Genomic DNA, 24,205 nt, shown 5'->3' on the forward strand with positions numbered 1-24,205 from the left:
TATAGGACGTGTTTACACGTATAACAATGGGGTAATACGGATAGATTCGTATTAAATGAAAGTGGTTCAAGTTAGAGAAGGCACCTTATGGTGTCTTTTCTTCATTTCTCAACGGACCTGCTGGGGTCTGTGTAGCAAAATACAGTTTATTGCCGTTTCTGTTCCATTACTACACAAACCCCGAACTCAGCTCATTTTTTTCGTTTTGGGGAATAATTAATTTCTTAAGTTGATGGGTGTGTAAGGTGACACTTAGTAACTCAATTATGTATCTTACAATCAACAATGTCCGTGAATTGGAATTGATTTTTAAAACGGAATGCATCTGTAGCAATTACTATTTGAGCATATGGATCTATTTTTTGAATATCCATGATTTCATGGAAGATAAAACCGTCCTTATAGTACCAAAGGTCAACTTCTTCCTGTGTTCTATATGCATTATGTAACACACGCTCTATCTCTTCCTTTTGCTGCTCATCTAATATTGGTTTTGGCACTTTCGTTTGTTCATGAATCATTCTGTGTAAGCCAGCAAACTGCTCATGCATACTAATAAACGGAGCCCACTTTTCTTTTCCTCGCCCTCTTGGGATACGTGTTTCTTTCATGCTCGGTGTCCTCCTATAAGCTGATTTCTGTATTTAATTGTAGAATGTGGCATATATGACACAGCTCTTAATACGCTATTTTTTCCAAAACGAGTACGAATCTCATCACTTTTAAACTTTATTATTCCTACACACATGTAATGAATTGTTTTTACATTTGAGCAAAAGGATTGAATGTTATAGGCTTACTTTCATCTGTATTTAATATTACAATTCTATCTACAAGATTAATAGCCTTATCCAGTGAAATGTTTTTTAAATAACATTGATACCCTAACTCCAATGTTAAAGCAGTAGCTTCACTAAGAAGATATTCATTTTGAATTTCTTCAATTTGTTTTCCTGCATTGCGATATTTGATATATTGTTCTATTGACATGAATTCAACCTCCCATAATTTGTTTCCTTTATATTATTGTTTAGATTTTTTATTACTAAAAAGTATACTTTTTTAAACTATTTACTTGATTTCTCAATAAAAAAAATGAAAATCGCATATAACAAAACAAATAAAGAAATCGCACCAAATATCTTAATAAAAGCAATTAATATATTCATTCCTTCACCTTCTTCCAAACTAGATTAATTAAGTCATAGATTTACTAAAATTATATTAAAGTATTTGAAGTTATCAGGAAATACAAGCCCAAAAATGCTGAAAATCTGTGAAGAAAAGCAGCCAGTAATTACTAAACCAATACCAATAGATAATAATTTCATTCGTAGTTTTCTAGACCTTGTAATACCCCCATTTATTTTAGTGCTGAGATAACATATTATCTTCTTCCATTTCTTCTTGTCTTTCTTTTGCCTCTACACAAAATTTAGCGTATATTAACGTTCTTTCAAGTCCATCATTAGAACCATTGAAATCCTCAATATAACGTTCTTTGCGTCCAGGGCTTAGAAATTCGTTTTCTTGCATATATTCTAACGTTTCTATATCTAATATATTTCGAACTTCTTTCAAATGAGTACTTATTTTAAATGATATAAATAAGCCTATTGCACACAATATCGAACCTATAGTTGCAAATAATAATAGATATAATGAAAGGGAGTTATCTATAAACATAAAATAAATAAAATAGATAATTGCTAAAGCCCATAATGTGGGATGATAAACTCTTTGTATGCTTTTATATTTTTTAATTTTGCTATTATGAAACTCTTTTTTTGCTTTTAGATCTTCTGACATTTCAATACTCCTTGATGATAGTGTGTTAACTTTAACCCATGCAACTCAATATTTCTTAATTAATTTTCTGTTTTCATTACCTGATTCATTTCACCAATTCCTATTATATTACCTTTAGAATCATATGAGAAATTGACTTTAAATACACCTCTATCGGATGTTACTTTGGTAAATTCTTCATTCCTTTCAACTATTAATTTATCTTTACTTGTTTTTAATTCCTTTTCTAATAGGTGATACATCTTATCCTCTTTCTTTTGTTCAATTTCCTTTTGCTTTTGTTCAAGTTCCTCAATCTTACCTACGAATTCAATAACCTCCTCATCACCTTTTTGCCCTGTATGATACATCCATAAAGAACCCAGTCCAAAAAAAGCGATGAGACAAGTCAAAGATATGTATTTAGCTGCACTAGAATCAATCCCAGAAACTAATGTATATGTTAATACAATTCCAGCTGCAATGAATATCGAAATCATCAGTATGGAAAAAGACGTTAGCATATTATCCCTCCTTATTATTGCTTCTCACATTCAATAGGCGTGATGGTTGCTGAACCAGAATTGTTGCTATCAGAACTATAAGTATATAAATAAGTACAATTTTTTTGTTTGTCCCGTAATATCATAACTTCCTTTAGAGCGCTATTTTTTTCTCTGAAAACTCCAGTACCCCCGCCATCATCGACTTTATGAGACTCCAGGATCTCAATTCTAGGTTCTACATTACGCTGCTTCTCTGTAATTTTTATTTTACCAATTTCCTTTTCATTAAGTTGGGCTTCTAGAACGTTGATAGCAGATCCTTTAGTAGTCCTTTGCTCTGCAACTGGTGAAGAACAACTAACTAATGTAGTTCCAATTGTTACTAAAGAAAACAATTTACATATATTTTTTGTATTTACCATGGTATAAGCACTCCTATTTAATTTATATATTAGTTAAAAATAATAAAACGATATATAGATTATACATATGTATTTAATAATGGTGAATGAATCGGTTCGAACTTTTATAGAATTGTGGAAATGCATATAGAATTAAATAGGTTAAAGTGAGATGATTGCAAATAATTATCAGATACACTATAATTGCTATCTCATAGAGTAAATTAAGAGGTGGATATAAAATGAATAAAACTGAACTAATAAAAATCGTAGCAGAAAAAGCAGAACTATCACAAAAAGATGCAGCTGCAGCAACACAAACTGTATTAGATTCCATTACGAATGCACTTGTAAACGGAGAGAAAGTACAAATCATTGGATTTGGTACATTTGAAGTCCGGGAGAGAGCTGCACGTATGGGACGTAATCCACAAACTGGTGAAGAAATGCAAATCGCTGCTTCAAAGGTACCTGCTTTCAAAGCTGGAAAAGAGTTAAAAGAAGCAGTAAAATAATAAATAACAAAAAGGATCTGCATGAGTAGCAGATCCTTCTTTAATTAAAAATAACCAAAGATATTTATCCATTCTGTTGATCGATGTGAAGTGACTCCACATCGATCAAATTAAAGTAATCAAATACCCACATAGTTCAAATAAAACAACGATGAAACAAGCAGAGAAAATCTTGTTAGAAGACTTTATATCCCATATAGTTCAGATAAAACTAGAATTCGGAACACCTGCACCATTACGCGATAAACACTTTAAATCCCAAATAGTTTAGATAAAACTTGCTTAATAATATTGATAAGCTGTCCCGCATAGTCCTTTATATCCCACATAGTTCAAATAAAACAACATCTCCCCAACAATCAGCGGGCTCAGGAGCCTTCTTTATATCCCATATAGTTCAGATAAAACTTGTATTGCGACATTCAATCTTGTTTTCTTTTCGTCCTTTATATCCCGTATAGTTCACATAAAACGGGGAAGCGGGACTAGAAGCCGCAGTTCCTCTGGTCTTTATATCCCATGTGGTTCAAATAAAACAAAGTTATATGCTGCTACTCGATGCCATGCTGAACAACTTTATATCCCATATGGTTCAGACAAAACTTCTTACAAAATCTCAACTTCGGTTGATTGAAAGGTGTTTATATCCCATAAAGTTCAGATAAAACATATCACTGTTGATGAATAGTGTACAACTGATACCTCTTTATATCCCATAAAGTTCAAATAAAACTGGAATGTAGAGTCTGATTTAAGTAGTTCTGTAACCTTTATATCCCATATAGTATCAAATAAAACACGTAGAAGGAGAAGGTGCTACACAAGTAACATTCAACTTTATATCCCACATAGTTCAAATAAAACGCGCTCGCTAGAATCGAAATTATGACCTTCTGCCACACCTTTATATCCCATAAAGTTCAAATAAAACTGTCGAAGATTAAAAAGGGCGGTGTAACCATTGCTCTTTATATCCCATATAGTTCAGATAAAACCCTAGCTATATACAGGTGATAAATCTTATTATACCAACGTTTTAATATGTGTATCAATCAGCATTTTGCAGCAAACCATCGATCGTGGTTTTGTATTCCCTTAAAAAATGCTTTAAGACCTTGTCATATTAATGTTTTCTGCACTTCTGACAAAAACGAGGTTCACTGCAAAATTACGGAAGTACAATTCCTGTTCCTGTTATATTTTCTTTATCAAAATCGTACTTACAATATAAAATGTGAATGTATTGAAGTCCGGAAATATCAATTTCCTTAGTTTCCATTCCGATTTTTTTAACCTGATTCCTAGAAATAGAGGTTGTAAGCTTTTCAATTTGCATTCGTAATAATTTTCGCTTTTTCGAATTTTTTTCCTGTTTAAATAAAGTAAATAGTGTTTGATTCTCTTCATATACAGAATAGGGAATAACTTGATAATTATCAATATCACGTAACAACCTTTGTGCTTCTGTATTTCCCATATCGTTTAGTGGAAGTTTATCTAGTACCTTTAAAGCTTGATAGAATTCGTCTAAGTATTTTTTGCTTAGGTTTTCTGTTTTATATAATGTTTCGACAAGCTCCATTTTTGTTTTTTCATGTAGTTTTTGTCCATTAAAGGGTTCTAAAAGTTTTAAACCGTTATGAACAATATCCTCATCATAAACGGATCCGATCCCTTCTGCTTCTGTATAAACAAAAACATTAGGTTTTGTACCTTCATACTCTCTTCCACGATAACAACGACCTAAACGCTGAAATAAGCTATCTAATGTAGAAATTTCAGTAAATAACAAATCAAAATCAATATCTAATGAAGCTTCTACAAGCTGTGTAGCAATCCAAATGCCACTCTGTTTTTCACGATTTTTGTCATTTGGTGCGAATTTCTTAATTTCTTCTTCTAAAACGGAACGGTGTTTTTGAATAAATTGCGTGTGCAACAATCTTGCATTTTCATTATGTAACAGTCCATATATACGTTTTGCCTCTTTTACGGTATTAGCAATAATTAATACCCGTTTATTTCGTCCGGCTTCACGAATATGTTCTAAATCTTCATCGATTTTAATTTTGCGTATAGATATCCGGTGCCGAATTAGGTCATTGTAGAATTCACCTTTTACAAAATCACTTACCTTGATTTTGCCTCGTTTCTCCATTGTTTCCATAAAAACAGTAGGAAGTGTAGCGGTCATAATCATAAATTTTCCGCCTATCTGGTGAATCATTTCCAATGCTTTAAGTATAACAGCTAAGATTTTCGGAGAATAACCTTGTATTTCATCTAAAACTATCTTAGAATACGCCATTGTAGCCAAGTATTTCTCATACCCGCGAAATAAAAATGGAAACTTCAAGATTTGATCAATTGTACTAAATGTTAACTTTTTACTCAATAAACGAGACTGTTCGTAGATAAGCTCATTGGTTCCGTAATCGTCTTTTAATGTTTGTAGAAAATCAACGCTACCACTGTGAAGCAATCCAGCAATCGCTTGCTCTTTTTCATCAACATATCCCATTCCATTCGTTATACGCTCATACAAGGCATTTAAGCTTACGCGGATAGGAAGCGTAATAAAACCTTTCGCTTCATCAATCCAAAATAAAGCAGATTCTGTTTTTCCCATACCAGTTTGTGCTACAGCCACAATGTTCTTGTTTCGATTCTCGTAAGAAAAAAGCTGTAAATCACGTGGTTTATGACCATTCTTCTTTAGGAATATATCGACATAAGTGCCCACCCCTTTGTCTGCATGATATTCTACGAGCTCTCCTGCAGAAGCTGCATGATCTACACGGTTTAAAAGTCCCTTTACAAGCACAAGAAGAGGATATTCTTTATCCTTTTTCTTAATTGGTTTCCAACCTATAGTTGTAGTATCAAGTTCTTTATTAACAGAACAGCACAATTCTTGCTCCAAACGGTCCATTTTTCCTTTTAAATCTGGTAAAACTGCATTTAGTATTTGCGCATCAAACATTACGTTCCGTACATGATGATATGCAATTGCCTCTTTTACAACCCGTTCTGTACTTTGGGAATAATGAAATTTTAAGAATGGGACACAAAGTAAGGAAATAAAAGCATGAGGAACATTAGGATATTTCTTTTCAATTTCTTGTTTTGTTAAAGAAGATAACCCCATATTGAGTTTGATAAATTGTTGAAATCCCTCATAAATCTTTCCTGCATCGTGGTATTGTGCAGCTACTTGTGAAAGCTCCCAAACCTCTTCTGACAAAAGTGAACCATACGAGTGTTTTAGTAAAGATAAATTTTCTAATACACGTCCTGTATGTTCTTGTAATGTTTCAAATTCTCCTGTTTGCTGAGCCCACTTTGCGTAAATGAAATCTTCCATGGATTTTTCCTCCTGAAAAAAATCCATGCCTACTTATAAGGCATGGAAAAATACAATATGACCATCTTCATCTTCCATATACTGAGGTGAATTTAATCCCTCTCCTTTACGGAAGAATTGTGTTTGAACCGTCTCCCAAGTACGAATTCCTTGTTTCACTTGATATACCGTATTTAAACGGTATGAAATTCCTTTATAATTCATATAATCAAGGCGATCAGCAATACTATAACGTGGTACATAGATATCGTTTTTGAGTGTAAGGATTTCTTTTGTATGTCTTTCATTCAACGTTACTAATTTCACGTTTTCAATGACTGCTAAGTCTTCACGTCGACCAATGCTTGGGGCCTCATTGATATTTTCTAATGCTGTTTGTAATTGTTCCAATACACTTTGTTCTGCACGCACATGGAAAATAAGAGAGATTTCTTTCAACATATGAACATGCATGGGCATGGTTGTTACTTCTTTCGACTTGTAAAAATGATGTGTTTGCAAGTCAAACAGCTTTCCTTCGTGAGTGCCCTGGATGCTGATTTCCATTGGAATTAATTCATTTGCATCTAGTACATAATGAAGGAACCCCTTTACCGTACTGTACGGTGGAAGAGGATAGGTTTCCTTTGCCTTTTGTGCCATTGGTTTCTTGTAACAAGCAGTTTGTTGATATAACTCTACTCGTAATGCTGCATTAGCCGACATAATAATTCTCCACTTGCTCTAATAGATAATCTAGCATACCTTGAATCGTATGGGTTGAGTCGCTTGAAACCAGATTTCGCAACTCTTCTTCATTGGCGAAAACACCAGATAATAGACCAACATGTGTTTGTTCTTGTACAGTCCGTCCCATACTGCGACGTTCTAAAATCTCCTGCAGCATAACAGAATTTAAACAGTATTCACGTTTTCTCGGAAGTAATTGTGCACGGCCTAAGAAATACGGTTGATTAATCGAATACAGCCCTCCAATTACAAACAAAGGAGATAAATCTTCTTGACGACCGCGGATATTACGGTTTAAGGCAAATACAATTTCTAAGAATTCTTTGATACGTCTTGCCTTTTCTTCACGTGGTAAGTCAATTTCTCCATCTACACCAATTTTATCTAAATCAATAGTAATGGTATAAGAATATAGGCTTGTATGCCGCTCAGATGTTGCGATATTTGGATTTTCATTGATACGTGAAGCATGTCCTAAATTTGTTAAAAATTCTAAATCTCCTCGGTACGGTTCAAGAGAAACGGCATGAGACAAACGAACACTCGCTGGGCGCTTGTTCCCCATATCACCTTTTACAGTTTTCATGTAACCAAATAAGTCCATTTCTTCTGACTCTTGAATGGTAGCACTAGGAGAATATTGGACCACATTTTTACTTTTCCCTTCCCCTTCACCTTTTTCACGACCAACTGTATCCAAGTTCCAACTATAACGCTCGGCTCCTAAACGAACCATATCGTATCGAATAGCTTGGCGTGAAGCAAATGTATGAACATCCCCATTTCCACGATTAAATTTCTTTAATTCGGAGATGTTACCGATTCCTTCCCCATAATTTAATGAATCTCCTTGAAACACGATCGTTAATGTTAATCCAGCCATTAGTTTGTTTCCTCCACTTCTTTTTTATAGGGTTTGTCATTTAATCCGGATAGTAAAGCACTTGCAATACCTTCAAATTCATTACTATGTTCCCTTGTAGCATCTACATACATAGAAGTGTTCTTTTCTACTAATAAAAAGGTGCGGAATAATGTTTCAAAGAATTGCTGACGGTTATTGGTAGTTAAAGCATTTAACAGACGGTAAGTAATGCCTGGAATCTTATTCTCCATTCTACGTTCAGTAAGTCTTCTACGGACCTCACGCCCATCCATTAGTGCATACTTGATTCTATTTTGCATAGATTCGTATTGTTCTTCTCGTGTTTCATTAGACATACCATAACACCCCTTTATTCTATTTAAATGAAACATAGCCAAAGTGGCTGCATACGTATCATAACAGGAATAATTGTTATCTACGTTTTTTCGCAATTGATTAGTAATGTCGCGGAAAAATTGCTCTCCATTTAATAATTTACGTAGAATCACGTTCCGAAACGGTGGATATTTAATATGATCGAGCTCTTTACCTCCGCGCTCCTGAAGGTATTGGATGGCATGTTCTGATAAAAAGTTCTGTGTAAGAGTCGTCTTTTTTCCACTATTTTGGAACTCAACAATTAGCATATTTTTAGAAATCCAACCTGCTTTATCTTTTGCTTCTTTTAATGTGTCATATAAAAACACTTCAAAAGGGTTGTTTTGTTTTTTATTGGTAACAAATAAATCATTTACTTCTGCTAGTGCATCAAAATCCTCATCAGTTTGAATAAATGAATAGGTTTCCCCGTCTTTGTAAAGCCCAAAAGCGGAACAAAACATAATTAACCGATACAAATTGGATATAGGAAACGTTTTTTGATTATTCCACGTGTAATTCGTTGCATTTGCTAAACTGACTGCATTCGGAAGAAATACCGCTTCCGTGTAATCAGTAAGGGCAAGTTGCCCCTCGATAACAGGACAATATAGTAATTCATCCTTCTTTAGTTTCGTAATTGTTTGTTTCGCTAACTTTCTAAAATCTGCATCATCAGTTTGCTGTATCACCTTGTTTAAGCCTTCTATTGCTTCGTTAGGATTGGTAGAAGATTGAAGAACAGCAAGAACCTCTTGTTCTAGTAAAATAGGTTGAATGAAGTCTCTTGCAAGAAATTCTTCATGTTCTGAACGATTTAAGGTGCTGCGTGATCTTTGTAAAAAACTCGTTTGACCATGAAGTTCTCCTAAACGAAACCGAATCATATTTAATGTTAACACTTCATTTACTTGTTCTTGCTTTAACAACCTCAGGTAATCTTTTGTGATTGTGTTTAATTCTTCAATGGTTGATACATCTTTTTTTCTGCTAAACAGCTCTTTTAAGGTTCTACCTTCAATCGGTAAACGTTTATTCAGCTTATTTTCTGTACTTTTAATATCAGCAAAGATAAAGTCTTTAAAACGTTTAAAGTTGGATGAGGCGTGTGTTAGATAAGCATTCATCCTATTTTCTTTTTCATTTGCAACAGAAAACATATCAAAAGCATAATTGAAAAACCATTTCGGAAAATCGTGAAGCAATTTTGGATCAAAATCTAGATATGTCTCTTCTATTTCAAATAAATCTGTTTCAGCATGCTCTAAAATACGATAAAACCCCAAAATACCAGTGTTCGTAGCCCAATCTTCTAAGTACAGCCGAATCATTGATACTCCACGGACACGCAGCCGTACCCTTGTGATTTTTTGAAAGATGTACCGATTTGACGAAGGATTTCTAAGTCTTCCTGGTTTCCTTTTAACAAGAATGTTCCTTTATAAGCTTCAAAGTGCTGGTAATGGGGGATGTTTTCAAATTTTTCTTTTACAACTTGTTTTGTTAAATTCATAGGTATAAATTGCAATGGTTTTTTCAGGCCTTCTCCATGATAATTACGCAAACTCATATCACAAATGTAATTGAAACTCTCTTCGTAACCTTCTTCTGTCGGAGCAAGGGGTTTCCCCTCCTTGTCTTTCATAAAAATAGGGGAAAGGGTGCGAAATACTACCGTATCACTTTTCACTTTGACTTCCGGCAGTAGAGATATACTCTTCTTCTGTAGTTTATATCCTTTGTACTGAAAATCTCTAATCTCATTTAAGCCATCTACTAGGTGACAAATGAATTCAGGATCAGGTGAACTAATAATCCAGTCCAGCCCGTTCTGTAGGAGAAATTCATCATTTTTTAAAATATAGTCTTTGAGATAAACAGAAAACGTAAAATTCTTACTTTTTTTGTTCGGTTTATTCTCAAAGACATACAGGTTCTCTGCATATACTGCGTTTGATGTTTTTAGAGCTTCTTTAATAAAACTCACAAACATAAAACGATACGAGAGAGGAATTACTTCGCAAGTAAAGCTTACTTTCAACCTCATCATTTTCCTCCTCAATCTGTAATATATGATTATTATAATGTATTCAAAAACTAAGATTCAATAAACACGTGGGAATAAACGGAAAAACATTCCTGTCTAAAGAAAGTTTTTTCTCGATCTCATATAGAAAGATAAAAATCATGTGGTAATTTCGTAATTTTGCAGTGAACCACGTTTTTGTAAATTGGGCAGAAAATCTTGATATGACAAGGTCTTTAAGCATTTTTTAAGGAAATACAAATACACGATTGATGGTTCGCTGCAAAATGCTGATTGATACACATGTTAAAACGTTGATATAATAAGGTTTATCATCTGTATAAAGATAGGGTTTTATTCGAACTATGTGGGATATAAAGCCGTCTAATCCCCAAAATCTTTGCTATCTCTTTCAAAGTTTTATTCGAACTATGTGGGATATAAAGTACTGGAACGATTCAGCTACTCTTTTAATAAGCGGTGTTTTATTCGAACTATGTGGGATATAAAGTATTCGGACATGACATTCCCGACGCCGTCGTTTTTCGTTTTATTTGAACTATATGGGATATAAAGTCTAGTAAAATTTGTTTTTCGATTAGAAATAAGTCTTGTTTTATATGAACTATGTGGGATATAAAGATAATACATTTTCCGGTGCGGATGCTGTTTTGTACCTGTTTTATATGAACTATGTGGGATATAAATTACCAAAGTACTGTGAAAGTCATAGTCGCGTTCATTGTTTTATCTGAACTATATGGGATGTAAAGAACATAAGTCATTCTTTTATTATTAAAAGCTATAAAGTTTTATCCGAACTATATGGGATATAAAGGCCGTTGTCACATGTTTTATTTGGTATTTATTCGTAGTTTTATATGAACTATATGGGATATAAAGAGATTTAATTTATGTATATGTGGTAGGGAAGAGTGGGTTTTATATGGACTATATGGGATGTAAAGGTGTCTAGCTTTGTTGTAGCTTGTCCGCCCGCGCCGGGGTTTTATATGAACTATATGGGATATAGAGGCTTCTTAAAAATATGAACCTATGACAAAGAAATGAATAGAATCCACAACAAACAAGCAAAAGGCACTCTTACTTCATACATCATATAAGAGTGCCTTTTGCTATTGATTTATTATCTTGTTAAATATTGTTGTAATGCTTTAAGTAGAGTCTTTGCACCTTCAGAACTTAATGTGATATTTCCATTGGCTAGCGAAAAATTATGCTCTGAAATCTCTCCTGTAATCATACATGCAGAGTTAGGTTGATATTTTTGAAGTACAATTGCATCTTCTTGTACAAATACTGCTAATGGAGTTTTATTCTCGATACCCAGAGTGTTTCTTAGTTCTTTTGGTAGAACAATACGACCTAATTTATCAAGTTCTCGTGTCATTCCTGTTGATTTCATCTTTTTTACCTCTTTTTAATCAAAGTGTATATCTAAATAATCATATTATACGCTTAGTTATGCCCTCAAACAATAGCATGCGGGTATATTCTCGTTTTGGGGCATTTGTTTTTCTTAGCTTGATGGGCATGGGGTACAGCCAACTAAATGACATAAAACCCACTCTAAGACATTTTTTTGGAAGTTGAATCCTTGTTTTTCGTACGCTAAAGATTTTCTAAGCTATAAAAAGACAATAAACAGTTTGAATTCCTTTGTAAGGGGTACCGCAAATCGGAAAAAATCATAACATGGGTGTTTTAGCCCATCCCCTCGAAAAGGGGGAATAAGCTTAATTAATTATAAATTTTATGTCATGTCATAAAGTGTGCTTTTTGATATGGCTAAAAAGTGAAGTTTTTAGCCATGTCAAAACTACAACTTAATCACATTTGAAACATGTCAATAAATTTGTATATGTTTTGAAATAAACATTTTTAGAACTATCTCTCTGTTATACTAAAAGAAAAAAGGAATTTACGGATTATGGAAAAATACACTGAAGAACAATTTTTATATTTTACAACTAGCCTGAATCATTTGGAATCTATTAAAGAAGATAGGGAAACATATTGGAATGAATATAAAAAACTACAAGACTGGTTGCAAGAACACCAATTAAGTACCGCTTTTATTAGTTGGGTTGAAAAGAAGTTAGAAAAATAATCCTTCTGTCACTACTCCATAAAAGGTGGGTACAACGATTTTAGCTTATTCCCCCTTTTCGGGGGGATGGGTAAACAGACCCAACATGAGCATTAGTGAATTGCTTGCTTATTGGTTAGAACAATATTAACCAAAAATCCCCTTGCAAGTATAGTTACAAGGGGTAGTGACAGGATTGCTGTCATAGACCACAAAGTATGAATCAATAAAATTATAAAAAGTGAATGAGGCACTTTTGGAAAAGGTTTATGGTAATCATTTTGGCAATTTAATATTTTATTCAGGGGTTTTGGAATCTTCTTGGTTTCTGTAGAAAGGATATACTTCTTCAAAAAGCTGTTTCACTTCTCGGTCAGTCATAGATGCTAGAGATCTACCGATAACTGTATACCCTATTTTCTTGATAAGGAAATCAACACGTTCTTTCCTGTTTTTTGGATTTCTTACTTTAACAGATTCTTTTTTATTCAAATTACATTTTTGCAGAAGCTTATTCGTATTTTTAAATTGTATCTCTCTGTTACTTAATGTGAGAAACATTGGTTTAAAATTAAATGTCAATTTTAAAGGTTCTATATATCTTGTATCTTCCACTACAAAATCAAACTTCTTATAAAACTTCACTAATTTCATTATGAAAAAACTGGTTTGCATACGGTCAGAATGTTCTTTCTTTTCATAAATTGGATAAGGAATAAGGTGAATCACCTCTACTTTCCCCTTAAAAAATTTAATTATTTTTCTCATGAAATATGTTCCATAACCTTTATTTCTTTCTTCTTTTTTTATATAAATTCTAATAACTCCAAATCTTCCGGGCATGGAGTTTATAAAGTCTTTAGCGTATGTATTATCTAATAAAAATTTATCCCTACTATCTTTATTACTTCTATCGACTATTAACAAAGATGCATATCCAACTCTTTTAGAATCTATTATCAAAGGTGTTTTTTCACCATCAGTATTAAAATTCATATCAAGTCCCCCTTTCCACAAAGTAACCTGTCATTACCCCTACAAGGGGTACGGCAACCATTCGTTACTTTTAGAGCCACTCAAAAAAAATGGACTAAATAAGCCTACTTTTTAGTTTTTTTGTATTCGGTAAAGTGAAATTAAAGTTAGAAATTACGTGTTCGGTAAAGAAAACTACTAATTTTTTATTGAATTACTATACCGAAGTCATATTCGGTATAGTAAAACACTTTAAAAACTATAAAAAATGCCGAGTGGCTCCAAAAAGAAGGAATGGTTGCCGTACCCGTAATATAGTAACGTTTTCTGTTCCATTATCACGAACCAGATGTATCTAATTGTGACCAATCACATAGTAAATCATTTTGTCCAGCCCATCCTTCTATCTGTTCTTTGGTCCACCCTTTTCGTGAGCCAAGCTCTACAAATGCCACTGGAAGCGCCGATAATATTTTAGAGCGGTCATTTCGTTTCTTTAACCATACTGACAGTGCAGTAGGGTTTCCAGAGAAGACAACTCTGCTAATCTCTCGGTTGCCATATACTTTAATTGTCATTCACAATCTCCTTTTCTATTTCTTCCCATATTTTGCTCATTTTTGTTGTTTGAAAATAACGCATTAATGTGGTGGCACATAATCCAAATTCTTTTAAACGTCGTATTGGAATACGGCCACCATTTTCCTTGTAGATCCGTTTTAATTTCTCAGTTAATTCTCGTTGGCTATACTTTTTCGGACGATATGAAGAAACAAATCCAGCCCTTTTTCGAAGGTTATCAAGGCCACCAAAACGTAAGGTAAATACATCTACATTATAGATATCATCAGATGCATTTAACTGAGGCCCAGTTGCAGCTGCTCCTAACCGGTTCGAAAAATCGATGTACATTTGAATCAATTCTTCATCCGTTTCTTTTACTCTGTCGGGAGTTTTATTCTTAGGTGTTATACCTGCTGCAATTAGTGCATTATTATAATTTTTGAAATGGGTTCTTATACACTGAGAGCTATACCTCCATTGTTCCATCTTGTTTTTCGAGGGTATTTCCCCAGATTCCTTGTATACCCTTTGTAATATTTTAATTATGTCATCACTAGTGTGTTGAAAATTAGTCAAACTATCTTTTGGAATACCTGCTAACACCAGTATATGATTCCAACGCTTTTTAAATCGGTTTTCATAATATGCTAATGAAGGTACTAATGTTTTATTCCGATCTCTTAAGAATACTTCTTTTTTGGTTGTACCAAGACGTTGTATTTCATTTTTTAGTAATTGCAGCAATTCCTCATCACTTTGTAAATAAACAGTCACATCTATAGGCTCATAGCCTAACGATTTAATAAAATCCGGATAGCTCATTTTAAAATGTCGCTGAATTGTTTTATTGTCAGGTAGATTTTGATCTAATATTAAATCTGAAGTGGTAGGAACCCTCTTATTAATTCGAATCCATTCATGAAACAACTCGCTAATCTTCGCAGCTGATAGTGTTCTTTGATTTACTTTTTCATAACCGGCCGCAGTAAGAGCATTGTTCCAACTCCCAAAAGTTTTTCGTATTGGTGTCTGTTGTGATATCTCTCTGCGTGTGGGAATCCTACCTAACTCTTTTGCCTTCTCTTGTATAATTTTTATCAGTTCTGATTTTGTATATTGCAACATCTCTCACCTACAGTACAAACTGTTAATTTCTCATTTCAACTGCTTCTCTGATTTCTTTTTCTATGGCATTCCATATTTCAAGTATGTCGTATGTATTTGATTCTTCTTCAGATAGACTATTCGATAAATAGCCCTCATAAGACCCCTCCGAATTGCATACATTTTCAAGGTAAAAATCTAACTCATTTTCAAACTCATGTTTCTCTGTAGCATGGCTACCTTCACACATTTCGATATCAACATGTTCTTTTACGATTTCGTCAAAACTTCTCATTTTTCTATCCCCTTTGTATTTGTTTATATAAATAATAACATAATCGTAGACCAATGTCTACGATTATGTTATTACAAGAAGTACAATTAATCTTAATAATGTTATACAATGATTTAAAAAGATAAGGGTGAACTCATGATGGATTTTTATGAAGTTTTTGGTTTAGAAAAAACCTGGAGTACAAAGTTACAAATACGTGGCGATATAAAGCATGAAGTACAATATATGTCTCAAAAATTAACTAAAGAGGGATTCAAAATTCTTTCCATTATTGAAAAAGAAAATGAAGCATTAATTTTATATCGTACACTGTTTGAAGATACTCCTATTGAAGAAGAGGACATGATAAGCATAAATCTTCACATTATCACAAAAAAGGGCAACTTGTATCCTAGACCGTATTTAAGGGCTTTGTATACAGGAGAAAATCGTAAAGAAATTGAACTAGCAGATATTTATATGCAGGAGCCCATGCGAAATTTAGGTTACGGTAGTGTGCTGCTAAGAACATTAATAGATATTGCAATGAACACTGGTGTTGAGTGTATCACTGGATTGATAGTTAGTGATAATGATGAACATTGGAAAGGACAAGTACACTTTTATCAGAAACACGGTTGTATGATTAATGGTAACTACCTTAAATGGGAAAGAACCAATAATTAAACCAAGAAGCAGGTAATCCCTTATTGTAAGATGGGTTGTTAATTAATACGTATGGTACGTGAAATTATATTTATGTGGCTTAATTGTTGTCTCCTAAATTATTATAGATTTTTATATAGATTTTGTGTTATTATGTAGATACAATCTTATATTCATTAAGTATTTCTCTATTGTATGTAGCGTGAAGGACAAACCTTACGCCCTGTTAACTCGGGCGAGGTTTGTCCTTTTTTAATTTTAAGGAGGTTTTTCACATGAAAAAAGTATATAAAATTGGAGCTATTGTTACGACTATACTCGTTGTTGGTATTTTGATCTTTACTCTAACTAAAAATGATGCCGTCAAAAATGAGGTAGCAAAACCAAACAAACCTATCGTATCTGCTGCGAATGCAGAAGCAAAACCTACTAGTATTAAGGATGTATCCAAAGAAGAACTAAAAAATATAATTGAATCCAAAAAAGAATTCGTTGCATATTACTATCAACCTAACTGTCATTATTGCAAGAAAGCTGCACCGGCTATCAACAGTATGTCACAAAAACATGACAGAGCCATTTACCGCATCGATCTTTCTACATCAGAAAATCAAAGTGCTTTCCAAGACTTTAACATTCCAGGTACACCAGTTGTAGTAGCCTATAAGGATGGACAAGAAGTTGAACGTATTGAAGGAGCAATGTCAGCTGCTACATATGATGGATTCTTTGCAAGACATGAATCGAGTACTAAATAATTGGTACTCGATTTTCTTTTCACAGAAAGGATGGAAACCTATGCAGCAGAACGCTCGTATTCAATCTCTAGACATTATGAGAGGAATTGCTATTCTTTGTATTCTCTTTGCTAATCTCCCTACTATGACGGGATTAGACCCTTTTAATCAAAATGGTTATATAGGAATAGATAAAACAATTCGTTTTTTAGTAGACCTATTGATTCAATCTAAGTTTTATACGATTTTTGCTTTTTTATTCGGTGTAGGATTTTATATTTTCATGGACAATGCAGAGAAAAAAGGATACTCTACGAATCTTCTATTTACCCGTAGGCTATATATTCTATTCGTATTTGGGATTATTCATTTTGTTTCTCTTTGGTTCGGAGATATCCTACATGCATACGCTTTGGCAGGAGTTATTTTGCTATTATTCTATAGGCGATCCACTAAAGTGATTTTTATAGCTGGATGTTGCTTTTTATGTATAAGTTATGGACTACATATCAGTTCAGTCCTTCTCTCAAAATCTAATTCCATTAACACTGTACCAGGTTATTATGAATTTATGTTTACTGGTGATAAAAGTAGCCATACAGTTAATTTATTTACACATTACACGAGTCAAGCTAAATCAAGGTTATTCTTCTTAATGACAGAGGAATTTCAGCAATTACTTTTTGGATTACCAGAGTATATTGGACTCTTTTTAATTGGATTATGGGCAGGAAAGCAAAACATCTTCAGGAGAGTTAAGGAATTGAATAGGCCTATTCGTATTCTACAGATTTCAACTTTATGCATATCAGTTCTTCTCTCCCTCCCTATTGTTAATTATTATGTGCATACCAATATCTATTACTCTAACCATGTTCAACTATGGATCCTTTTTGGAGGGAAAAGCTTAGCAATATTTTATATTTGCTCCCTGCTTTTATTATGTGAAAGAAAAAAATGGGTACGAAGATTAAGAACATTAGGGGCAATTGGCAAATTAGCATTAACGAATTATATAATGCAAAGTGTTCTTGTACTTACTGTTCTTTCAGTAGCCTTTGATGATATGTCAAAATTAACATATTTACAGCTCTGTATCTTTGGTATAGGTATTTGTATCATTCAATGTAGTAGTAGCATATTATGGAGTAAATTCTTTAAATATGGGCCATTAGAGTGGTTATGGCGTATGGGTGTCTATAAAAAAATAAGATGAGGACATGCCTCATCTTATTTTTAAATCACCAAATCTGACTCATAAAAACAAATAGATTCATACTAGCATGCACAATAAATGATACTAACAGTCTATTTGATTTTACATATACTATTGCAAGTGCAGTTCCGATTAAAAAGTATCCAAATACAAATGGAAAATCCATATGAATTACAGAGAAGATGATCGCAGCTATGAATATACTTCCTAATGTATTCAATCTGTATGTTAATACGTTCATTAATGCATACCTGAAGACCAATTCCTCAACTAATGGCGCAAGAATAACAACAGAAAGAATTGATATTGGTGAAATTTGAGCGATGCTTATTATATTTGAAGTATTTTCAGATACCTGAGGTGTTTGAAAAAAAACTTTGTCTAATACGCTACCTAAAATTTGCGCCACAAGTACTAATAGAACTCCTTTCCATATCCATGAACGTGAACCTTTAGGAATAGATAATGCTAGTCTTTCATCCTGTTTCCAATCATTTTTACAAACAAATAAAATTGTAATTATTAGGAGAATAAACCCTATCACTTCCCAATGCGCAATGATCTGCATAATTGCTTTATCATAGTTCCCCTGGATATCATACCAACCTGTTTTTGCTAGAAGTTGTACACCTATTACTCCTAGAAATTGTGTCATCAAGAGATAGAGGACAATAACATAAATTGATTTATATATTGTACTGTTTTTCATACATTCTTATCCCTTCCAAATAAAACAACATGCTTATCTTCGAACCCGTCTGTGTGAAGAATCTCGAAGATTTTTCATTCTATCTTCACTCCTGATTTTGATTCCCTAATTATTTTACTTTTTCTCCGAATTTGCTCTCTGGATCTATCATCAGAATTCTTTTTTTGCTTAACGCTAAATTTAAATTTTGTCGAACCTCTAATAAAAAACTTGCTCCGCTCATTCCAGTTAATTGTCCTTCGATGCTGATAATCTCAAATTTTTTCATATCATTATTATTACACTTTTTACAACTTCCATTAATTCCAGAGATCTTATTTTCTTCTCCACACTTTTTACATTTAAAAATCATAAAAATGCCTTCTTTCATAGGAAAATTAAATTTTTAATTAAACTAAATAGACTGAAGCTTTTATTAGACATTTTTCTTTTATTCAGCCTTTTCATAGTCAATACAAACCACGTGATTTTCAAAAATTTCAAAAGTGTTTCCACTCTCAGGATAATCTGCATCTTCGTATAATACATTGCCGCTAAGTTTATGAGTAACGAAATTATTTCTAATTTTTAATTGTGCGTCTTCTATATTTTTCACTTCTACAATAGTTCCTCTTTTCTCTCCACTACTTAAATGAAAAGTAACTCTTATTTTAGTCATATTGCTTCCCCCTAATTTTTTATTGTTAATTCCAATCTCTTATCATTTAACAAATCTCTAAGCAAACTAGGCCTTATTTTCAAAGCGGCTTTTAATATTTCACTTTCATTTTCGTAAGATATTTGATTCATAGATACCATTTTCCATAACTCCATATAAAAATCTTCATTAATCGCGTGGAGTTTAGAATCAAATTTAGAAAATATTTTCTGAGCATATTCCTTAAACGGTTCCTCTATATCCCCATATAGAAGCCAAGTCACACTTCTCTCAGCTTTTCTCTTAGATAGTAAAGAAATTATCTCTATCCTCCTTACATCCGGTATATGAACGCCGTTTTCCCAGCTAATCACCATTTCATTTGAAGCATAACCAACTAATTTTCCAAATTCCTCTAATGTCCAACCGCCTACTATTCTAATTCCGTTAATTCGTTTCCCTATTTGTTTTCTCATTTTTTCAGGTAATTCAGGTAGTGATTTCCCTTGATAAATCCACTCGACAGTAGTGTCCCCCAATAATGCGAGCTGTTTTACAATATCCAATGATGGTAGAGCCAGACCTCGTTTCCAAGAATAAACTGTACCTTTTGGAACGGGATTACCCTCTTTATTTACGAGCCGCTTGCCCAAACCTTCATAAGTTAAATTCTTCCTACCCATAATTTGTATAATTCGTTTCCCGACTTCTTTTTTATCTAATGACTTTCTATCAAATTCCATATCAAATTCCTCCGTAAACCTTATCTGTATTGTATATCACCAATAATTTTTTAAAAAAATCCTTCACTTATATTTAAATCATTTAGCATTAATTGGGTTTATGCAATAATTCCTGAAAATCTAAATAACCACAATGAGTACAAATAAAACGGATCTCTTCCTTAGAGACTTCTTCTTTTAGCGTGATTCTTTCACATCTAGGACATTGTTTATGAGGAGGTTTCTCCATATGTAAATAAATCGCCGTTACGTCCCTTCCCTTCAATTTTTCCTCCTGAATGAATATTTCTGCATCTTTTTCGTTTGGATGTATTGAGAACTCCTTATCTTCTATATAACCAATGAGTTTTGTGGCCAATTCATTATTGTCAATGACGAACAAAGTATAGTTTTCTTCTCTGCCTACTACAAGCTTTACTAGCATATGTTGCACCTCTCGATATTTATTTTGTAGCGTTTAACATAAAAAAGGACAAACCTATGGCATAGTAGCACGATAGGTTTGTCCTCTTCGTTGGATAAGTTCATTATAGGGTCTAAAGCGTCTAATATTTCATAAATAATTATATATCAATATTGGGTTTTTGTACATACATTCTCATGCCTAAACGGCCGTGAATAACCCGTACAATCCCCTACCAGATTCCTGATGCTTTCAGTAACATATTCACCATACTACCAGCACAAAAACTGAAGGCTAAACAAAACAAATTTTTATCCCATACACTTAACTCTTTTTTCTTTTTATTTCTAACAAGTAAAATACCCATGCCTACATACCCTACTACAATAAGACCAATATTTAAGTACAGCTCCCAAATATTCATATAAACCCTTATCCTACCTTTCTATTCAAATTACTCTTTTGTTTAGTTTTTCATTTCCATTGTTTTAGCCGTTTCTTCCATACAATTCATACATAATATACTGTCTGTTTTTGTTTCTCCGTAATATAAAATCTCAACTTTTTTGCTTGTTCCGCAAACTTTACATCTTTCTCCTTCACTAGCTTTTTCCCAATGATATTTGCTCATATGAAATCTTTTCATGATTTTTCCCCTTTTCGTTTAAAATAACGCTTTGGTTTAGTTTTTATTTTGTTCCTCAATTACTTTTAACGCTGCCTTACAAATAGCAAGTGAAGGACTTGGATTAATGACCTCAATATCAACTTCATCCAATTGGAAACGACATCTGTAATCAAGCGAGAACGCACTATCAGTAGTTAGTTCAAACCAAAATTCATGATCATTTTTCATCTTTTCTACTACTTGCCATGCATACTTTATTTCTTCACTGTACGAAGGAATGCCACTTCTACGACCTTCTCGTACAATGTAATTATCAGTAACTTCATAACCTAATACTTGACTAGCAATTAACTTATCAATATCTCTTGGTTTCAATTAAACTCTCTCCATTTCTTAACGGGGTAGCGTCCCGAAAATGCGGATTTACAACGTTAAGCTGTTTATATCATTAAAAATAATCAGCTTAACAACGATAAGAATTTTGAGACAAGTCATATGATACACTCGCAAGCCTTATTTGAATCAAAATCAGTTAAGTCTCAATAGAGTAAACCCTACTGAGACAAGGATTTCTCCCTTAACGTTGTAAATCCGCAAAATCCTGATGATACCCCTTAACCAAATTTAAATTGTATTAATTTAACAATCTCGTTTTAATTCTTCTAAATTCTCGACCATTTTAGCTGTTAATTCATAAATTATTTCCATTGCTTTTTCAGCCGTTATTTCCTTATTTAAATATTTAATGTTAGTCTTTGCGATGCATTCCATATACTCTAGATAATTTAACATCTTAATATTTTTCACTTCTGTAGATAACATAACAATCTACCTTTCTATTCAACTAACGCTCTTGTTTAATTCTATACCTCTCCCTTGCATTAGCGGAGTGAAAAATAACTCTTTCGTTCAAAACTCTTTAACTAATACCATGTTTCTTATTAAACGCTAATTCATCGTTATACTCGTCCACCATTTTTTGTTGTGTTTCCGATAATTCATCATAATGTTCATCTAACCATTTTGCTTGTTCATCAGTTCTCCCTAAATAAGATATAAATACATAATCCATACTTGGTCGTGATCCCCATTTCGGAACTCCCATAGGTATCCATAATAGTTCTTTCAACACCTCTTCTTCATGCACAACCGTCCCTTGTTCAAAGCCGATTCTTGACCGTTCTTTCCTTAACTTTTCACTGGCTCTCACTTGTTTGGTTGCCAGTTGCATATGTCCCCCATATTCACAAGGATAGAACACACCATCAGGCGATAACCATCCTGTTAACCCATTACCCATTCATTTCTCTCCTTTTCTATGCAAAATTCAAAATCTATCACAAATACTATCTATATATATAATTTTATAAATTAATAGGACAGAAAAATATTAGTTTTTGAAAGAAAATCAGCCTTACGCTACTTGCAAATGCTTCAATCCTATTTCAAGCGCTCCTGTTCCACCAAAACCTTGATTGAATAGTAGTGGTACATCATATTTTTTAGCAAAATCTTTTGCAACATCAATAGACACATGACCACATGCACCTTTTTGCACCACAATTACATCACATTTTTTAATCACACTGCGGAATGTCTTCTTGACCCCACCATGATTCTTCCCATCATGGAAAATAACCTTACAATTTCTTTTTTGTGCCAATTTCTCCAGTGTTCTACCGTTCGAACCACCCAATACTAAAATTGTATTCATCAGTAACTCTCCTCACTTTTATTTCCATTTTTTTGCTTCTGGTTCTGGAATTAATTTAAACGTAACTAGAACTAACCATGCAATTGTAGATGTTAAGATATCAAACAAAATCCATGCAACTACCGCTATAACACCAAAGACAGGCAGTAATGCAAGCAAAATAAATCCCGTAATCACAACACAAACAAAGATAAATCCATTACTTTCGCCCTCTAAACCTTGTACAATACTAAGGCTATGCATCCAGCTCATAATACTATCCCAATGTTCTACTAATAGATATCCACCACCAATAAACAATGCCCATCCTAAAATTGTTCCAAGAAACCCCGAACTTTTCCCATTTCTGTATCCAACATAAAAATTAGCAGCTGCGCCGAACAATGTTCTCATTTTTATCTCCTCCGTTTTCCATTTCTATTTATCTTTATATAAGAATTTTAAAAGGCTATAGGTTTATTATATCAGAAGATTCTAAATATTCAATAAATATTTTTAGGGTACTCTTTATTTTTTTTATGAAAGAGTTGTTTTACGCGAAAATTAATATATGGTATCACAACTCTTTCATTTTTTTCATTACTCTACGGGAATTTCCTCAGTATGTTCTATCTTTTGTATCGGTGTAACAATCTGTGCATATTTATTTACTTGAATCTTAAACTCACGCGTTTCAATAAAATTTACTTGTTGAATTTCAAATTCGACGTGAAATGTGTCTAATTTCCCCCCACGCTCAATCTTTTTAATTTTGCTGTTATAAAATGTATCACCTTTTAGAAAATAGGCATGTACAGCTTCTGTTGCACGCATTCTTTCATCACTTGTCATGTTCATTGGTTCAATACCAAAACCTTCTTTAGTAAATAGATATGGTACATCATAACTATTGTTAGAAATCATACGAATTAAGTCTTCCACTGTTTTGGTTTTGGCAATGTACTCTTTTTCTTTTGTATCAAAGCCTTTTTTCTTGTCACCTAGCATTTCCACCTCGTCCTTATCATGTTTCTCCACGACTTTAGACTTTGAATTTTCTATACTACGATGAATGGTGTTATAGATTGTAACACCTAACACAAGAATGAAAATCCCAATCCATATCAGATACTTTTGTGGAAGGTTTTTAACCATCTTTATTATTTTCTTCAAT

33 protein-coding genes are annotated in these 24,205 nt (G+C 33.2%); 5 read left to right on the plus strand and 28 right to left on the minus strand.

The genetic code is table 11. The features are described 5' to 3' along the window. Positions 1-260 precede the first annotated feature (260 nt). The 5 genes from COO03_RS04875 to COO03_RS04895 form a co-directional block, all read right to left on the minus strand. A complete protein-coding gene (locus COO03_RS04875) occupies positions 261-611 on the minus strand; it encodes a YolD-like family protein (RefSeq protein ID WP_097895569.1) in 351 nt (116 codons plus the stop codon). 151 nt (positions 612-762) lie between these two features. Further along, on the minus strand, positions 763-990 hold the full coding sequence (locus tag COO03_RS04880; RefSeq protein ID WP_097895571.1) for a hypothetical protein: 228 nt from the start codon (positions 988-990) through the stop codon (positions 763-765). A gap of 378 nt (positions 991-1,368) precedes the next feature. After that, complete coding sequence (locus COO03_RS04885; protein WP_097895573.1) at positions 1,369-1,809, minus strand: hypothetical protein; 441 nt, start codon at positions 1,807-1,809, stop codon at positions 1,369-1,371. A 59-nt stretch (positions 1,810-1,868) separates the two neighbouring features. After that, positions 1,869-2,312, minus strand: a complete 444-nt coding sequence (locus COO03_RS04890) for a hypothetical protein (RefSeq protein WP_097895575.1) — start codon at positions 2,310-2,312, stop codon at positions 1,869-1,871. A gap of 14 nt (positions 2,313-2,326) precedes the next feature. Continuing rightward, a complete protein-coding gene (locus COO03_RS04895; RefSeq protein WP_097895577.1) occupies positions 2,327-2,716 on the minus strand; it encodes a hypothetical protein in 390 nt (129 codons plus the stop codon). 221 nt (positions 2,717-2,937) lie between these two features. Here COO03_RS04895 and COO03_RS04900 point away from each other — a divergent pair, with 221 nt between their 5' ends. After that, a complete protein-coding gene (locus COO03_RS04900; RefSeq protein ID WP_097895579.1) occupies positions 2,938-3,210 on the plus strand; it encodes an HU family DNA-binding protein in 273 nt (90 codons plus the stop codon). A gap of 1,168 nt (positions 3,211-4,378) precedes the next feature. Here the strand turns inward: COO03_RS04900 and COO03_RS04905 are convergent. The 6 genes from COO03_RS04905 to COO03_RS04930 all read right to left on the minus strand — a co-directional run bounded on the left by COO03_RS04905 (position 4,379) and on the right by COO03_RS04930 (position 11,998). Continuing rightward, positions 4,379-6,574 (minus strand): CRISPR-associated helicase/endonuclease Cas3, encoded by a 2,196-nt coding sequence (locus COO03_RS04905; RefSeq protein WP_097895581.1) that lies wholly within the window; start codon positions 6,572-6,574, stop codon positions 4,379-4,381. A 33-nt stretch (positions 6,575-6,607) separates the two neighbouring features. Beyond that, complete coding sequence (gene cas5b / locus COO03_RS04910; protein ID WP_097895582.1) at positions 6,608-7,279, minus strand: type I-B CRISPR-associated protein Cas5b; 672 nt, start codon at positions 7,277-7,279, stop codon at positions 6,608-6,610. Beyond that, positions 7,269-8,186 (minus strand): type I-B CRISPR-associated protein Cas7/Cst2/DevR, encoded by a 918-nt coding sequence (gene cas7i, locus COO03_RS04915; RefSeq protein ID WP_097895584.1) that lies wholly within the window; start codon positions 8,184-8,186, stop codon positions 7,269-7,271. The genes cas5b and cas7i overlap by 11 nt, the downstream gene beginning before the upstream one ends. Further along, positions 8,186-9,877, minus strand: coding sequence for a type I-B CRISPR-associated protein Cas8b1/Cst1 (cas8a1, locus tag COO03_RS04920; RefSeq protein ID WP_097895586.1), 1,692 nt, complete (start codon positions 9,875-9,877; stop codon positions 8,186-8,188). The genes cas7i and cas8a1 overlap by 1 nt, the downstream gene beginning before the upstream one ends. Beyond that, positions 9,874-10,539 (minus strand): CRISPR-associated endoribonuclease Cas6, encoded by a 666-nt coding sequence (gene cas6, locus COO03_RS04925; RefSeq protein WP_257132034.1) that lies wholly within the window; start codon positions 10,537-10,539, stop codon positions 9,874-9,876. The genes cas8a1 and cas6 overlap by 4 nt, the downstream gene beginning before the upstream one ends. Before the next feature lie 1,180 nt (positions 10,540-11,719). Further along, the gene (locus COO03_RS04930; RefSeq protein ID WP_097895590.1) at positions 11,720-11,998 is read right to left on the minus strand and encodes an AbrB/MazE/SpoVT family DNA-binding domain-containing protein; all 279 of its coding nucleotides are present in this window, start codon (positions 11,996-11,998) and stop codon (positions 11,720-11,722) included. Positions 11,999-12,523: 525 nt separating this feature from the next. On the opposite strand from COO03_RS04930, the gene COO03_RS04935 reads away from it, so the two are divergent. Then, positions 12,524-12,703, plus strand: coding sequence for a hypothetical protein (locus tag COO03_RS04935; RefSeq protein WP_097895592.1), 180 nt, complete (start codon positions 12,524-12,526; stop codon positions 12,701-12,703). 276 nt (positions 12,704-12,979) lie between these two features. On the opposite strand, the gene COO03_RS04940 is transcribed toward COO03_RS04935, so the two are convergent. From COO03_RS04940 to COO03_RS04955, 4 genes are all read right to left on the minus strand, one after another. Beyond that, on the minus strand, positions 12,980-13,678 hold the full coding sequence (locus COO03_RS04940; protein WP_097895594.1) for a GNAT family N-acetyltransferase: 699 nt from the start codon (positions 13,676-13,678) through the stop codon (positions 12,980-12,982). 317 nt (positions 13,679-13,995) lie between these two features. Further along, positions 13,996-14,235: a hypothetical protein gene (locus tag COO03_RS04945; RefSeq protein WP_097895596.1), complete on the minus strand. Its 240-nt coding sequence runs from the start codon at positions 14,233-14,235 to the stop codon at positions 13,996-13,998. Continuing rightward, on the minus strand, positions 14,225-15,346 hold the full coding sequence (locus COO03_RS04950; RefSeq protein WP_257132031.1) for a homing endonuclease associated repeat-containing protein: 1,122 nt from the start codon (positions 15,344-15,346) through the stop codon (positions 14,225-14,227). The genes COO03_RS04945 and COO03_RS04950 overlap by 11 nt, the downstream gene beginning before the upstream one ends. A gap of 22 nt (positions 15,347-15,368) precedes the next feature. Next, on the minus strand, positions 15,369-15,620 hold the full coding sequence (locus tag COO03_RS04955) for a hypothetical protein (protein ID WP_097895600.1): 252 nt from the start codon (positions 15,618-15,620) through the stop codon (positions 15,369-15,371). 135 nt (positions 15,621-15,755) lie between these two features. On the opposite strand from COO03_RS04955, the gene COO03_RS04960 reads away from it, so the two are divergent. The 3 genes from COO03_RS04960 to COO03_RS04970 all read left to right on the plus strand — a co-directional run bounded on the left by COO03_RS04960 (position 15,756) and on the right by COO03_RS04970 (position 18,218). Further along, complete coding sequence (locus COO03_RS04960) at positions 15,756-16,286, plus strand: GNAT family N-acetyltransferase (protein WP_097895602.1); 531 nt, start codon at positions 15,756-15,758, stop codon at positions 16,284-16,286. Positions 16,287-16,540: 254 nt separating this feature from the next. Beyond that, the gene (locus tag COO03_RS04965) at positions 16,541-17,023 is read left to right on the plus strand and encodes a thioredoxin family protein (protein ID WP_097895604.1); all 483 of its coding nucleotides are present in this window, start codon (positions 16,541-16,543) and stop codon (positions 17,021-17,023) included. 40 nt (positions 17,024-17,063) lie between these two features. Beyond that, positions 17,064-18,218, plus strand: a complete 1,155-nt coding sequence (locus COO03_RS04970) for a DUF418 domain-containing protein (RefSeq protein WP_097895700.1) — start codon at positions 17,064-17,066, stop codon at positions 18,216-18,218. A gap of 25 nt (positions 18,219-18,243) precedes the next feature. On the opposite strand, the gene COO03_RS04975 is transcribed toward COO03_RS04970, so the two are convergent. The 13 genes from COO03_RS04975 to COO03_RS05035 form a co-directional block, all read right to left on the minus strand. Further along, positions 18,244-18,927: a CPBP family intramembrane glutamic endopeptidase gene (locus COO03_RS04975; protein ID WP_097895606.1), complete on the minus strand. Its 684-nt coding sequence runs from the start codon at positions 18,925-18,927 to the stop codon at positions 18,244-18,246. 109 nt (positions 18,928-19,036) lie between these two features. Beyond that, positions 19,037-19,279 (minus strand): hypothetical protein, encoded by a 243-nt coding sequence (locus COO03_RS04980; protein ID WP_097895608.1) that lies wholly within the window; start codon positions 19,277-19,279, stop codon positions 19,037-19,039. 78 nt (positions 19,280-19,357) lie between these two features. After that, entirely contained in the window at positions 19,358-19,585 is a 228-nt protein-coding gene (locus COO03_RS04985; RefSeq protein WP_097895610.1) for a hypothetical protein, read from the minus strand. 11 nt (positions 19,586-19,596) lie between these two features. Further along, complete coding sequence (locus COO03_RS04990) at positions 19,597-20,307, minus strand: helix-turn-helix domain-containing protein (protein ID WP_097895611.1); 711 nt, start codon at positions 20,305-20,307, stop codon at positions 19,597-19,599. 88 nt (positions 20,308-20,395) lie between these two features. Further along, entirely contained in the window at positions 20,396-20,731 is a 336-nt protein-coding gene (locus tag COO03_RS04995; RefSeq protein WP_097895613.1) for a hypothetical protein, read from the minus strand. A 211-nt stretch (positions 20,732-20,942) separates the two neighbouring features. Then, entirely contained in the window at positions 20,943-21,134 is a 192-nt protein-coding gene (locus COO03_RS05000) for a hypothetical protein (RefSeq protein WP_097895615.1), read from the minus strand. Between the two features lie 42 nt (positions 21,135-21,176). After that, complete coding sequence (locus tag COO03_RS05005; RefSeq protein WP_097895617.1) at positions 21,177-21,356, minus strand: hypothetical protein; 180 nt, start codon at positions 21,354-21,356, stop codon at positions 21,177-21,179. Positions 21,357-21,392: 36 nt separating this feature from the next. After that, positions 21,393-21,713, minus strand: a complete 321-nt coding sequence (locus tag COO03_RS05010) for a BC1872 family protein (RefSeq protein WP_097895620.1) — start codon at positions 21,711-21,713, stop codon at positions 21,393-21,395. A 264-nt stretch (positions 21,714-21,977) separates the two neighbouring features. Continuing rightward, positions 21,978-22,160 carry a hypothetical protein gene (locus tag COO03_RS05015; protein WP_097895621.1) on the minus strand — a complete coding sequence of 61 codons (183 nt, stop codon included), beginning with the start codon at positions 22,158-22,160 and terminating at the stop codon, positions 21,978-21,980. Between the two features lie 97 nt (positions 22,161-22,257). Beyond that, a complete protein-coding gene (locus COO03_RS05020; RefSeq protein WP_097895623.1) occupies positions 22,258-22,638 on the minus strand; it encodes a hypothetical protein in 381 nt (126 codons plus the stop codon). Between the two features lie 114 nt (positions 22,639-22,752). Next, positions 22,753-23,052: a DUF2325 domain-containing protein gene (locus COO03_RS05025; protein ID WP_097895625.1), complete on the minus strand. Its 300-nt coding sequence runs from the start codon at positions 23,050-23,052 to the stop codon at positions 22,753-22,755. A gap of 18 nt (positions 23,053-23,070) precedes the next feature. Continuing rightward, a complete protein-coding gene (locus tag COO03_RS05030) occupies positions 23,071-23,445 on the minus strand; it encodes a hypothetical protein (RefSeq protein WP_097895626.1) in 375 nt (124 codons plus the stop codon). Between the two features lie 186 nt (positions 23,446-23,631). Next, positions 23,632-24,186, minus strand: coding sequence for a hypothetical protein (locus COO03_RS05035; RefSeq protein WP_373605237.1), 555 nt, complete (start codon positions 24,184-24,186; stop codon positions 23,632-23,634). Positions 24,187-24,205: the final 19 nt, after the last annotated feature.

This window comes from Bacillus sp. AFS098217 (genome assembly GCF_002551815.1).
In the GTDB taxonomy this organism is placed as follows: domain Bacteria; phylum Bacillota; class Bacilli; order Bacillales; family Bacillaceae_G; genus Bacillus_A.

What these genes read in the sequence shown, in the direction of transcription:
- COO03_RS04875 (WP_097895569.1), bottom strand. Translation starts at nt 611, where the DNA reads ATGAAAGAAACACGTATCCCAAGAGGGCGAGGAAAAGAAAAGTGGGCT.
- COO03_RS04880 (WP_097895571.1), bottom strand. Translation starts at nt 990, where the DNA reads ATGTCAATAGAACAATATATCAAATATCGCAATGCAGGAAAACAAATT.
- COO03_RS04885 (WP_097895573.1), bottom strand. Translation starts at nt 1,809, where the DNA reads ATGTCAGAAGATCTAAAAGCAAAAAAAGAGTTTCATAATAGCAAAATT.
- COO03_RS04890 (WP_097895575.1), bottom strand. Translation starts at nt 2,312, where the DNA reads ATGCTAACGTCTTTTTCCATACTGATGATTTCGATATTCATTGCAGCT.
- COO03_RS04895 (WP_097895577.1), bottom strand. Translation starts at nt 2,716, where the DNA reads ATGGTAAATACAAAAAATATATGTAAATTGTTTTCTTTAGTAACAATT.
- COO03_RS04900 (WP_097895579.1), top strand. Translation starts at nt 2,938, where the DNA reads ATGAATAAAACTGAACTAATAAAAATCGTAGCAGAAAAAGCAGAACTA.
- COO03_RS04905 (WP_097895581.1), bottom strand. Translation starts at nt 6,574, where the DNA reads ATGGAAGATTTCATTTACGCAAAGTGGGCTCAGCAAACAGGAGAATTT.
- cas5b (WP_097895582.1), bottom strand. Translation starts at nt 7,279, where the DNA reads ATGTCGGCTAATGCAGCATTACGAGTAGAGTTATATCAACAAACTGCT.
- cas7i (WP_097895584.1), bottom strand. Translation starts at nt 8,186, where the DNA reads ATGGCTGGATTAACATTAACGATCGTGTTTCAAGGAGATTCATTAAAT.
- cas8a1 (WP_097895586.1), bottom strand. Translation starts at nt 9,877, where the DNA reads ATGATTCGGCTGTACTTAGAAGATTGGGCTACGAACACTGGTATTTTG.
- cas6 (WP_257132034.1), bottom strand. Translation starts at nt 10,539, where the DNA reads ATGTTTGTGAGTTTTATTAAAGAAGCTCTAAAAACATCAAACGCAGTA.
- COO03_RS04930 (WP_097895590.1), bottom strand. Translation starts at nt 11,998, where the DNA reads ATGAAATCAACAGGAATGACACGAGAACTTGATAAATTAGGTCGTATT.
- COO03_RS04935 (WP_097895592.1), top strand. Translation starts at nt 12,524, where the DNA reads ATGGAAAAATACACTGAAGAACAATTTTTATATTTTACAACTAGCCTG.
- COO03_RS04940 (WP_097895594.1), bottom strand. Translation starts at nt 13,678, where the DNA reads ATGAATTTTAATACTGATGGTGAAAAAACACCTTTGATAATAGATTCT.
- COO03_RS04945 (WP_097895596.1), bottom strand. Translation starts at nt 14,235, where the DNA reads ATGACAATTAAAGTATATGGCAACCGAGAGATTAGCAGAGTTGTCTTC.
- COO03_RS04950 (WP_257132031.1), bottom strand. Translation starts at nt 15,346, where the DNA reads ATGTTGCAATATACAAAATCAGAACTGATAAAAATTATACAAGAGAAG.
- COO03_RS04955 (WP_097895600.1), bottom strand. Translation starts at nt 15,620, where the DNA reads ATGAGAAGTTTTGACGAAATCGTAAAAGAACATGTTGATATCGAAATG.
- COO03_RS04960 (WP_097895602.1), top strand. Translation starts at nt 15,756, where the DNA reads ATGATGGATTTTTATGAAGTTTTTGGTTTAGAAAAAACCTGGAGTACA.
- COO03_RS04965 (WP_097895604.1), top strand. Translation starts at nt 16,541, where the DNA reads ATGAAAAAAGTATATAAAATTGGAGCTATTGTTACGACTATACTCGTT.
- COO03_RS04970 (WP_097895700.1), top strand. Translation starts at nt 17,064, where the DNA reads ATGCAGCAGAACGCTCGTATTCAATCTCTAGACATTATGAGAGGAATT.
- COO03_RS04975 (WP_097895606.1), bottom strand. Translation starts at nt 18,927, where the DNA reads ATGAAAAACAGTACAATATATAAATCAATTTATGTTATTGTCCTCTAT.
- COO03_RS04980 (WP_097895608.1), bottom strand. Translation starts at nt 19,279, where the DNA reads ATGATTTTTAAATGTAAAAAGTGTGGAGAAGAAAATAAGATCTCTGGA.
- COO03_RS04985 (WP_097895610.1), bottom strand. Translation starts at nt 19,585, where the DNA reads ATGACTAAAATAAGAGTTACTTTTCATTTAAGTAGTGGAGAGAAAAGA.
- COO03_RS04990 (WP_097895611.1), bottom strand. Translation starts at nt 20,307, where the DNA reads ATGGAATTTGATAGAAAGTCATTAGATAAAAAAGAAGTCGGGAAACGA.
- COO03_RS04995 (WP_097895613.1), bottom strand. Translation starts at nt 20,731, where the DNA reads ATGCTAGTAAAGCTTGTAGTAGGCAGAGAAGAAAACTATACTTTGTTC.
- COO03_RS05000 (WP_097895615.1), bottom strand. Translation starts at nt 21,134, where the DNA reads ATGAATATTTGGGAGCTGTACTTAAATATTGGTCTTATTGTAGTAGGG.
- COO03_RS05005 (WP_097895617.1), bottom strand. Translation starts at nt 21,356, where the DNA reads ATGAAAAGATTTCATATGAGCAAATATCATTGGGAAAAAGCTAGTGAA.
- COO03_RS05015 (WP_097895621.1), bottom strand. Translation starts at nt 22,160, where the DNA reads ATGTTATCTACAGAAGTGAAAAATATTAAGATGTTAAATTATCTAGAG.
- COO03_RS05020 (WP_097895623.1), bottom strand. Translation starts at nt 22,638, where the DNA reads ATGGGTAATGGGTTAACAGGATGGTTATCGCCTGATGGTGTGTTCTAT.
- COO03_RS05025 (WP_097895625.1), bottom strand. Translation starts at nt 23,052, where the DNA reads ATGAATACAATTTTAGTATTGGGTGGTTCGAACGGTAGAACACTGGAG.
- COO03_RS05030 (WP_097895626.1), bottom strand. Translation starts at nt 23,445, where the DNA reads ATGAGAACATTGTTCGGCGCAGCTGCTAATTTTTATGTTGGATACAGA.
- COO03_RS05035 (WP_373605237.1), bottom strand. Translation starts at nt 24,186, where the DNA reads ATGGTTAAAAACCTTCCACAAAAGTATCTGATATGGATTGGGATTTTC.